Origin of the sequence: Fodinibius sp. (genome assembly GCF_041642155.1) — a bacterium.
Taxonomy (GTDB): domain Bacteria; phylum Bacteroidota; class Rhodothermia; order Balneolales; family Balneolaceae; genus Fodinibius.
On sequence record NZ_JBEPWZ010000126.1, the window covers coordinates 1 to 8,049 of the forward strand.

The window sequence follows — 8,049 nt, forward strand, 5'->3', positions numbered from 1 at the left end:
TCAGCACCGACTATATCGGGATGAGCTACGACTACCCGGAAGCTTCCTACGAGCGCCGGGAACAAATCATCCGGGAACACGAGGACTACCAAAAGGGGCTGATGTACTTTCTTGCCAACGACCCGCGCGTGCCCACAGAGGTTCAGGAAGAGGTGAATCGGTGGGGACTGGCTAAGGATGAGTTTACGGACAACGGTCACTGGCCGCACCAGCTCTACATCCGGGAAGCTCGCCGGATGATCGGGCAGAAGGTGATGACTGAACATGAAGTATTGGGCAACCGCGAGGTGGTCGAGCCGGTCGGGATGGGATCCTATACATTGGATTCCCACAACGTGCAGCGCTATATCACCCCGGAGGGGCATGTTCAAAACGAGGGCGATATCGGGGTGCACCCGGATCAACCCTACCAGATCGCCTACGGGTCGCTCATTCCCAAAGAAGGTCAGGCAGAAAACCTGCTGGTACCGGTAGCGCTGTCGGCCTCTCATATCGCCTTCGGGTCGATCCGCATGGAACCGGTATTCATGATATTGGGGCACAGCGCCGCAGCTGCGGCAGCCCTCGCCCTCGAAGAGGATGTGGCCGTGCAGAATTTGAACTACCAATTGCTACGCGAGCAGCTGCTCGGAGATGGGCAGATCCTGGAGTATGAATAAAAAAGCCGCTTCTCTTCTCTCTGAGAAGTGGTTTGTAAAGTGGATGGAGCAGGTATGCCTGTTCCCGAAAAATCCTGTTGATACGCTGGCACGGGTATGAAAGAAAAAGCAATCCTAATAGTATTTGACATTTAAATGCTGGCCATTATTTTACTTATATACAATATAAGATCTGTCGTGTCGGAAATAAGAAAGTCAATACCTTCAGGATGCCTATCCGAGAAAATAATAGAAAGGATTATGGGGATGTAAGTGACTTAGAGCTGTGTCTTTTGATACAGAGAGGGGATGAAAAGGCATTTTCTGAGCTATTCCGGCGGCACTATAACGCGCTTTATCAATATGGGATGAGCTTATATTCCAGTGAAGCGTTTATCAAGGACTGCATTCAGACGCTCTTCTTGCGATTGTGGAGAAAAAGGAAATTTTATCTAAAGGATATCCAGTCTGTCAAGGCATATTTATTAGTATCCCTGCGGAGAATCATGCTCCGGGATAAGAAAAAAAGAGCGGCGAGAAAGGAGAGAAATAGCGAATATGCGAGTGATTTTACGAAGAGAAACCATACCACAGAGCAAAGTATAATAACCCGGGAAATTACAGAAGAACGCAAGGCGCTTTTGGAGACTGCCCTAAATTCATTAACGAAACGACAAAAAGAAGCGTTTGAACTGCGACTCCATCAGGGGTTGGATAATGAAGAAATTGCTTATGTGATGGAGATTACCAAAGGGCGGGTCGAGGATCTTATTTACCATGCCACCAGGAGAATTAAGAAAGTGATCAGCCAAAGAGCTGAAAATATACGTTAGTCTCTGCTTTATGGGATTATTTTATTTTGAGCTTGTTTTTGTGGGAATGATGAATTCACGGGATTTCCTGCCTGAAACCGGTTTGGCTACTGATTCGATCATCTACAAGAAGATTTCAAACTGATTGAGGTGCTTTCTTTACAAGCTTTTTGCAATAAAGCGAAGCCGAAAGAACCGGTTACAAGCCATAGATTCCATGCTCTTTCTCAATCTTCAACGCTGTTCTGAAATAACCCTTCCTAAACATGTTCCATATTCGTGTTTTATTTTATTATGAAAATATTTTTCTTTTTTCGAAATAAATTTCAAAATAAATCCAAGAGTTTTGTCACGTGGCTGTTTCTATACAATGGGAATTGAGAACTATTGCAGAAAATGCCTATTCAAATACGTCAGACATAAATCATTATGCGAACCGTATTATTGATGGGTATGCCGGAACATATTGGCGCTCCGAAACCAGTTTGAATCCACTCCATTTACCTCATTACGTGATAGTAAAATTGGAAGACACCAAAGTCATTAAAGGGTTTAGATATCTCCCAAATCAAGCAAATAAAGTAGGAAGGATTAAAAATTATAATTTTTATGTCAGTAACGATGGAGTTGGGTGGGAGAAGGTGTCCTCGGGTAGTTGGGAAAAGGATAAATCAGCAAAAAAAGTCAGGTTTGACCAGGCGATCGAAGCCCGCTATATAAAGTTGGAAGCAATGCGTATACATGAAGGTGAGGATATAGCATCAATAGCAGAAATTGATTTAATTAAATAAGGAATCAAGGAAGAAAACAGAAATATGAGACCGTTATTTTTATTGATCATCATTTATTTATCGACGGCAATTGTGCCCTGTTCCGAGGGCCAGGGACAACCGGTGGAGTCTGATGATCGTCCCAATATTATCTGGCTGATGGCAGAGGATATCAGCAACGATTTGGAAACGTATGGCATGGAAGGGGTTGAAACACCAAATTTAAACCGGTTGGCGGAGCAGGGTGTCCGTTATACGAATGTGATAAGTACCAATCCCATTTGCTCTCCTAACCGGTCGGCGATGATGGTGGGGACTCACCAAAACATGATAGGTGCCCAGCATCACCGAAGCAACAGGGATCGCCCTCTTCCTGAGCCTTACAAGCCGATCACCTACTGGCTCAGGGAAGCCGGATACACCAATATTCTGGGACACAAAGATGTACGGGGCAAGGGTCGGAAAATCGATGTAAATTTTAAACATGAACAGCTGGGTTCTTATGACGGGGAAACACAGTTTGGACTGTTTGACAAGCTGGATACACTGGATGTTAATGACCAGCCCTTTTTTGCACAGATACAGTTGAATGTGACACATCGCGGGGACTGGTGGGAAAAGGTCAGCGAGCAGTCTTCCGACCCGGTAGATCCGGAAAAGGTGGAACTTCCCCCCTATATGGCTGACCATCCGATCGTGCGGAAAGATTGGGCACGATATCTCGATCAGATCGAATATATGGATCGGGAAGTAGGACTCGTAATGGATGAGCTGGAAAAAAAGGGGATCGCCCATAACACCGTCGTAATTTTCGTTGGAGATAATGGCCGGTGCAACATCCGGGGCAAAGGGTATCTTTATGACCCCGGTCTTCGGGTTCCGATGATTATCCGCTGGCCCGATCGGTTGAAAGGGGGAGAGGTTAGCGATCAAATGATTAGCGTGACTGATGTCTCGGCCTCTTCCCTCAATATGGCGGGTGCCAAACTACCGGATTATCTAACCGGCAGGCCTTTCATCCTGGAAGAGTCCAACCGCGAGGCCGTTATATCGGCCCGCGACCTGTGGGATGAAATCATGGAACGCTCCCGCAGTGTTACCACAAAAAGATACAAGTATATTCACCACGGTATGCCGTGGGTCCCCTATGATGCGGGACAGGCTTATCTGGAATTTTACCGTCCGGCGGTGCATGTGATGCGAAGTCTCAAACAACAGGGTAAGCTGGATTCTTTGCAAGCTGCTTTTTTTGGCTCGAAAAAACCGGAAGAAGAGTTGTATGATCTGCAGGAGGATCCGCATGAAACGAAAAACCTAATTGAGGATCCGGCGCACCGGCGTATTGTGGAAAACATGCGAGATCTGCTTGATGATTGGCAAAACAGGTTGCCGAAAACGGAATCCAAGGATTTTAACTTTGTCACACCCGGTGCCCCGGATCTTCTGGAATGGGTCAAATACCAAAAAACAGATCATTATCTGAATATGTTGAGGGGGGAAGAAATTGGATTTCAGCAACTGAATCAACAATACCGGTCCATTGCTAATTAGGTCCATTGCTAATTAAACGAAAGCCCCGGTTCCGCAGGAGTTCAATCCAGATTACCAAAAAGATGAAAAGAAATGAGCAGGCGAGATAAATAAAAATTCAGATTATCAGTAAAAAAGGTTAAATACTAAAAAGAACGTTTTGCCCAACGCACGAATTTTGTCCAGGATTAAAACCTGAATTAATACGAATCTGTAGTTTACAGTTCATAAATAATGATTTAGAATTCGCTAAAATAACGGGATCGACTAAAACAACAGTTTTGCAAAGCCTTCAAGGATAAAATGATTAAAGAACGCTCAGTTCAAATAAGTAACAATCGGCAATTATTATTCTGTGGTCTTCTACTCGTTTTGATTTTAGCAGTTTCAGCCTGCAAAGTTGAAACACCTCAGTCACCAGAAATTAACAAGGACTCTCCTAATATAATCTTTATTCTCACCGATGACCTGGGTTACGGCGACCTGGGGGTAATCTTTCAAAACCAACGGGATGAGGGGGGAATGCCTGCACTCAAGACCCCACACCTGGACATGATGGCCGAGGAGGGGATGTTACTGACCCGTCATTATGTGGGCGCCCCGGTCTGTGCACCCTCAAGGGCTTCGTTGCTCCAGGGCGTCCACCAGGGACATGCCGACGTGAGGGACAACCAGTTTGATAAGGCGTTGCCCAACAATCACAACCTGGCTACGGTGTTAAAGGAGGCCGGATACAGTACCGGCATTGTCGGAAAGTGGGGGCTGCAGGGGGATGACCGGTGGAATGAAAACGGTTCCGAGTGGCCGGCTTATCCGACGAAACGGGGGTTTGATTATTTTTTCGGCTACGTGCGCCACAGGGACGGTCATAATCACTACCCCGCCCATGAGGTCAGGGAACGACCTAAAGTGGAACTGTACGCGGGCAATGAGGAGATCTCTGATCAGCTCAGGGGCGTGTATACCACGGATCTGTTCACCGCCGTCGCGAAACAGTGGATCATGGAACAGGACCGGGGGGAGAACGCTGATCAACCATTCTTTCTATACCTGGCCTACGATACTCCACATGCCGGATTGGAAGTGGCTTCCACGCCCTACCCCGAGGGGGGAGGACTTGACGGGGGCGCGCAGTTGATCGGAGAGGAAGGTAACTATATCAATACGGTTGGGGACAGTATTGATACTTATATCCACCCGGAATATGCCGAACGGGACTGGCCGGACACCCAAAAACGGTTTGCCAGTATGGTCCGGCGGATTGACAATGGCGTGGGTGATCTGATGCAGCTGTTGCAGAATCTCGGGATCGATGAAAATACTCTGGTGGTATTTACCTCAGACAACGGTCCCCATAAAGAATCTTACGGGTACGGGGACTATGATCCCACCTTTTTTGACAGTTTTGGTCCGCTCGACGGGATAAAAAGGGATACGTGGGAGGGGGGCATCCGCGTGCCCACGATTGCACGATGGCCGGGACAGATCCCTGCAGGGACAACCCGTGATGCGCCCAGCGGCTTCCATGACTGGCTGCCGACACTGGCAGACCTGGCCGGCCTGCCGGCACCCGCCCGCACGGATGGGGTGTCACTGGTTCCCCTGCTCAGCGGAGAAGATACTCCCAACGAAAGCGAAGTGTATATCGAGTATAGCCAGGGTGGACAAACCCCCGATTATGAGGAGTTTGATGCTTCTCATCAGGGGCAGCGTCGCGGGCAGATGCAGGTGCTCTACCTGGACGGCTATAAAGGAGTTCGTTACGATATCCAATCGGCAGACGATAATTTCCGGATCTACGACACCCGGGAAGATCCCGGCGAGACGAAGGATTTGGCCGGCAGCACCGATAAATTCAAAAAACTGCAAGAACGTATGAAAGACCGGGTGCTGCAGCTTCGTCGCCCCGACACCTCGGCTGTCCGGCCCTACGATGAGAGTCCGGTGCCTGCTATCGAGGCGCCCGGGGAGCTATCTTCCGGCCTCCGCTACCGTGTTTTTGAGACCCCGACCCCGTGGACGCCGGATGTGGCGACGCTCGGATCGGAGACCGAAAGCGGAAAAGGGATTACCGAGAGGTTGGACCTGGACGTGCGAACCCGGGATGAGGATATTGTTATTGAATACAGCGGTCTGCTGGAAGTGCCGGAAACAGGCCTGTATACGTTTTCCCTTCAAACTGATTGGGGTGCTCTTCTGCGGATCCATGATGCCACGGTCATCGATGCCGACCGGGGCTATAGTCCCGGTACTAAAGTCTCTGAAGAGATACGCCTGGAGAAGGGATATCATCCGGTACGGTTAACCTACGCCCGGAGCGGGGAAGGCATGCCCGCTCTTCAGGTGCAGTGGAGCGGGCCGGGCTTTGCCCGGGCATCCATAGCCGCCGAACAGTTCTATAACCAGACGAAAACAGAATAATCTTCTCAAACAACTGACATTTAATATTATTTATCATTATGGATCGCAAGGAAAGTCTTAAAACCCTCCTGTTAGGAACCGCTTCATGGTCGCTGTTTACCCCGGATGAGGGCCCGGCAGAAGAGGAAAAATCCCAGCCCCCCCGTAGTCCGTCCTCCCCCATGCGCAGCCGGTGGCGGGACTGGCCGGATGTGCGGTAGGCCGGACCTGCCGGCCGGATGGTAGTGGGATCCAAACAAGGGCGAGCAGACGATCAATACCGAAGGGCTGATCCGGTTTAGCTCGAAGGCAACGGAGTCCGGCGGCCCTGGGGCGGGGGACGGGGATGAAACACGTCCATAATTGAGGTGTCAACCAGTTGAAACTAATTTGTAACAAGGATAAATCAAATGGTTTATTGTAAGTATGTAGTCGCAGTAATTGTCCTTATTGGGTTAATGAGCACCGCCTGTAAATCTCCTCAGGACGACTATTCGCCGAACGTGGTATTCATCTTGGTTGACGATCTGGGTTGGAAAGATCTGGGCAGTTATGGCAGTGAATTTTATGATACCCCTAATTTGGATTCTTTGGCAAAAGAAGGGATTCGTTTTACCAATGCGTATTCAGCCCATCCGGTCTGTTCCCCGACCCGGGCTGCGATCATGACCGGGAAAGATCCCGTGCGGGTGGGGATTACGGATTGGATTCCGGGTATGGGCACTGAAAGAGCTCCGGATCCCCAGCTGGTGCCACCGGAAGATATCCATCATCTGCCGCTGGAAGAGAAAACGATAGCCGAGGCCTTTAAAGAAGAGGGATATAAGACTTTTTTCGCCGGTAAATGGCATTTGGGTGAAACCAAGGAATACTGGCCGGAACATCAGGGATTTGATATTAATAAGGGAGGGCATAACAAAGGCTCACCGCCCGCCGGGTATTATGCCCCCTATCAAAATCCTCGCCTGGAAGATGGTCCTGAGGGAGAGTATTTAACCGATCGTTTGGCGGATGAATCCATTCACTTTATAGAAGATATGGCCTCAAAAGATCAGCCTTTCTTTTTGTTTTTGTCCTTTTATACGGTACACACTCCCATTCAAGGGGCCAAACAATTTGATGCACTATACAAAGAGAAAAAGGAACAGCTGCCTGATGAAGGAGCCCCGGAGAGTCGCAAGGAAGGATTAGGGCAAACCAGGGTAACCCAAAGTAATTATAAATACGCCGCCATGGTACGCTCGATGGATGAAAATGTGGGAAGAATACTGGACCGTCTGGAGTCGCTGAATCTGTCGGATAATACGATTATTGTATTTACTTCCGATAACGGGGGATTAACAACGACTAAAGAGATGGGTCCTACGGCTGTAACTCCCCTGAGGGCCGGGAAAGGCTGGGCCTACGAAGGAGGGATCCGGGTACCGTTAATTATTCGAGCTCCTAACATGCCCCAGGGAAAAGTTTCCCATCAGCCCATCACCAGCATGGATTATTATCCGACCCTTTTGGAATTGGCGGATTTGCCGCTGGATTCCCACCAGCATGTAGATGGAAGAAGTCTCGCAACTTATCTAAAAAATCCTGAACAAGTAGATGAGCGTACGTTGGTTTGGCATTACCCGCATTACCACGGCTCCATGTGGCGGCCGGGTACAGCTATCCGACGGGGGAATTGGAAGCTCATAGAATTCTATGAAGAAGATAAGGTGGAATTATATAATCTCAAGGATGATATTGAGGAACGCTATGATATAAGCGAAGACTATCCCGACAAAGCAGCCGAACTTCGGGAAGAAATGCATAGCTATATTCATCAACGGGATGGACAATATCCGAGGAGAATTAATTATCCAGAATGATTAAAGAAAAATAAGTGAATAGAGAAAATTGCTGTTA

7 protein-coding genes are annotated in these 8,049 nt (G+C 48.5%); all 7 read left to right on the top strand.

Going from position 1 to position 8,049, the window contains the following annotated elements; translation table 11 throughout:
* The coding region (locus tag ACESLU_RS08660) for an FAD-dependent oxidoreductase (protein WP_372637962.1) at positions 1-659 on the top strand (659 nt) is incomplete at its 5' end.
* A 209-nt stretch (positions 660-868) separates the two neighbouring features.
* Positions 869-1,471: an RNA polymerase sigma factor gene (locus tag ACESLU_RS08665; RefSeq protein ID WP_372637965.1), complete on the top strand. Its 603-nt coding sequence runs from the start codon at positions 869-871 to the stop codon at positions 1,469-1,471.
* Positions 1,472-1,803: 332 nt separating this feature from the next.
* Positions 1,804-2,241 (top strand): discoidin domain-containing protein, encoded by a 438-nt coding sequence (locus ACESLU_RS08670; RefSeq protein WP_372637968.1) that lies wholly within the window; start codon positions 1,804-1,806, stop codon positions 2,239-2,241.
* A gap of 72 nt (positions 2,242-2,313) precedes the next feature.
* Positions 2,314-3,771: a sulfatase gene (locus ACESLU_RS08675; protein ID WP_372637971.1), complete on the top strand. Its 1,458-nt coding sequence runs from the start codon at positions 2,314-2,316 to the stop codon at positions 3,769-3,771.
* Positions 3,772-4,053: 282 nt separating this feature from the next.
* Positions 4,054-6,171, top strand: coding sequence for a sulfatase-like hydrolase/transferase (locus ACESLU_RS08680; protein ID WP_372637974.1), 2,118 nt, complete (start codon positions 4,054-4,056; stop codon positions 6,169-6,171).
* Positions 6,172-6,209: 38 nt separating this feature from the next.
* Positions 6,210-6,371 carry a hypothetical protein gene (locus tag ACESLU_RS08685; RefSeq protein ID WP_372637977.1) on the top strand — a complete coding sequence of 54 codons (162 nt, stop codon included), beginning with the start codon at positions 6,210-6,212 and terminating at the stop codon, positions 6,369-6,371.
* Between the two features lie 237 nt (positions 6,372-6,608).
* On the top strand, positions 6,609-8,012 hold the full coding sequence (locus tag ACESLU_RS08690; protein WP_372637980.1) for a sulfatase: 1,404 nt from the start codon (positions 6,609-6,611) through the stop codon (positions 8,010-8,012).
* Positions 8,013-8,049 lie beyond the last annotated feature (37 nt).